The sequence below is a fragment of the Streptomyces sp. NPDC047028 genome (assembly GCF_040644095.1).
GTDB lineage: Bacteria > Actinomycetota > Actinomycetes > Streptomycetales > Streptomycetaceae > Streptomyces.
In genome coordinates, this window is sequence record NZ_JBEYVS010000120.1 from 1 (window position 1) to 2,628 (window position 2,628).

The window sequence follows — 2,628 nt, forward strand, 5'->3', positions numbered from 1 at the left end:
TCTGCAAGCGGAAGGGTGTGATAGAAGCAGCAATCGAAAGGTTGTCTGAGCTGCGGAAACGCTGATCTCAGCGTCCGGAGCTGGGTAAATCAGGCTGAGGGCGCCCCGTGGAGTCGCACCCCGGGGTAGTCCATGCCCATGGTGGCCCAGAAGAGTTCCCGCTGACGCTTGCGCACCGCCCGGAGCCTCAGCGTCTCGTCTTCCTGGTTCTGCATGAACGCGGCGTAGTACGGCCGGATGAGTTCCACCTCTTCCCCGTCCAGCCGCTTGTTGCGCTCTTGGACGTGGGGCGGAAGGGGCGCCGCCGGGGACGGGTCGGACACTGCCGGGGCGTTCAGGTGGGCGGCGGAGTGGCGTCCGGGCTTGCTGCCGAACAGAGCGCTGATGAGTTCCAGGGCCCGCACGATAAGGTCTCGCATGTCACAGCTCCTTGGGCTGTTGGCCATGCCCCGGGACGGATCAAGGCGGGTACCAGCCGCCTCCGTCGCCGGGGTTCTGTCTGGGCTGACACTACCTAGACTTGTCTACCTTCGTCTATTGACGTACATCGACGTACAGAGGTCTGGCCGGATGTACGTACTTGTCTAGGCTGGTGGGATGCCCGAAATCGACCACGAGTCGCCCACGCCGGTGTACCGGCAGATCGCTGCCTTGATCGTTCAGGAGATCGAGAGCGGCGCCCTTCCGGTGAACCGGAAGATCCCTTCTGAGTCGGCCCTGACCCAGCGCTTCGGCGTGGCCCGGGAGACCGCCCGCAACGCGATCAAGCACCTTCGGGAAGAGGGCTGGGTGTTCACGGTGCCCCAGCGCGGCACCTACGTGGCGGAGCGGCCTCCGGAGGCTGAGAGCGGCAGCCAAGGGGGCTGAGAGGCCCCGCCCATGCGCCACGGGGGCAGCACACGAACGGGGCCCGGTGTGGCACCCTCACCGCTCCCGGGGGAGAGCGGCACCCCGCATACGAGGGCGGACCGGGGCGAGTGCCTGAGCACGTCAGCTCAGACGGAGTACGGCCTACTCCTGCACAGGGCTTGTCCGGTCGGGAGTGCCACGGTCCGGCACGGTGAGCGTTCGGACGGGGTACCGCCCGCCGTGCCGGGGTCCATGGGTCAGGCGAGATCTTCGGCCATGCGCCGGAGCGGCCCGACCAATTCGGGATGGTCGCCACGGGAAGCGGACTGCATGAGTTCCGTGATCACGATGAGCTGAGCGACCCGCCCCGCCTCCGTGTCGAGAACGGGGAAGGTCTCCCGTACCCGTTCCGCGAAGGCGGGGGCCAGCAACGAGTACGCCCACAACATGGCCGGGTCGTATCCGACCGGCGCCGCTCCGAAGCCCTCCCAGTCCAACAGGTAGGGCGTGCGGCTCGTCAGGTTTGCCGGCTGCAAGTCCCCGTGGGCCGTCTCCCACTCGATCACCTGGGGGGCGGGCAGGTTGAGGAACCGGGGGACGCTGCGGTCAACCCACTCCTGGCGAACGGCCACGCGGTTCGTCACGGCCTTCGCCACGGTGCTGAGATCCGCGCGGAGCGATTCCCACCACGGGTCAGGGGGAATCACCGCGTCCGGACTCAGCACCGGAGACGGGGAGAGCACCGGTTCCGGGACGTACTGGCTCAGCTCAGCCCGGTACGCGTGGCCGTGCACTTCCTGTTCCACCGCGTCGTACATCGCGGGCTTCTTGATCCCCAGATCGAACAGTTCGGCGGCCCGGAGATTGCCCTCCCAGATCTTCCCCGTGGCCTTGTCCGCCGGGGCGGTCATGAGCCGGAGCCAGCACCGCCCGAACTTCCCGCAGCGCACACGAGCGCTCAGGGTGCGCCCGTACCACCCCCAGACATCCGGACCGTCCAGGATGGCGCCCAGCTCGTCCACGGCCCCGTTGAACGCCTCCGTCATCCGCTGCCGGTCGGCTGGGTCAGTCGGAGGCGAGTACATCGAGCACCTTTCGGAGCGTGGCGACAGGGACCGCCGGCTCAGTGAGCGCCGCGCGGGAGTCGTTCCAGTGTGCCGACTCCGACGCGGACAGAAGAACCCGCGTCACCCCTGGGCATGACGCTACGGCCAGAAGACACGCTTGAGGGACGTTGAGGTCCGGGCGGATCAGCTCCGTCAGTTCGCGGGTCGCCAGTTCGTTCAGCTCCCCACCGAAGAGGGGTGCCGACGCGAACACGTCCCATCCCCGTTCGGCTGCCTGAGCGATGGGCCCCCGGTTGTCCAGGGCCTGGGTGAAGGCGTTGGCGGTCACGAGCGAGACGGGGAGCTGTACGGCGCGAAGGTGGTGGTACTCCGAGCCAGCGGCACGAGCGGCCATGCGGTCCAGGTTCGGGACGGAGAACGCTCCGTTGTCGAACCCCTCCCACGTGGCCACCCCGTACGCGTCCAGCGTCCCCGCACTGACTTGTTCCTCCAACGCGGTGAAGGCACGAAGGAGGGCTTCGTTCGGGTCTCCGGCGGCGCGCTCCGGATTGTGGGCGAAGACCATGTCAAGGCGGGGGCGCCCCAACTGGGTTCGGTTCTGGGCGCACTGCCAGTGAACGAAGCGGGTGGTAAGGCAGTGGCCGAAGGCGGCTTCGTCGGCGCTGAGCGCTCCGGCGGTGATTGCCATGGTGCCGGTGCCCTTGGCGACGAA

At 67.9% G+C, this 2,628-nt stretch carries 4 protein-coding genes; 1 reads left to right on the forward strand and 3 read right to left on the reverse strand.

Annotation, left to right across the window (positions count from 1 at the left end; all coding sequences use genetic code 11):
• Nucleotides 1-89: 89 nt before the first annotated feature.
• Nucleotides 90-419, reverse strand: a complete 330-nt coding sequence (locus tag ABZ854_RS37160; protein ID WP_361220462.1) for a hypothetical protein — start codon at nt 417-419, stop codon at nt 90-92.
• A 178-nt stretch (nt 420-597) separates the two neighbouring features.
• Here ABZ854_RS37160 and ABZ854_RS37165 point away from each other — a divergent pair, with 178 nt between their 5' ends.
• Nucleotides 598-867: a GntR family transcriptional regulator gene (locus tag ABZ854_RS37165; RefSeq protein ID WP_351739232.1), complete on the forward strand. Its 270-nt coding sequence runs from the start codon at nt 598-600 to the stop codon at nt 865-867.
• 239 nt (nt 868-1,106) lie between these two features.
• Here the strand turns inward: ABZ854_RS37165 and ABZ854_RS37170 are convergent, their stop codons facing one another.
• Both ABZ854_RS37170 and ABZ854_RS37175 read right to left on the reverse strand, forming a co-directional pair.
• A complete protein-coding gene (locus ABZ854_RS37170; protein ID WP_361220465.1) occupies nt 1,107-1,934 on the reverse strand; it encodes a hypothetical protein in 828 nt (275 codons plus the stop codon).
• The coding region (locus ABZ854_RS37175) for an aldo/keto reductase (protein ID WP_361220468.1) at nt 1,915-2,628 on the reverse strand (714 nt) is incomplete at its 5' end. The genes ABZ854_RS37175 and ABZ854_RS37170, both read right to left, overlap by 20 nt.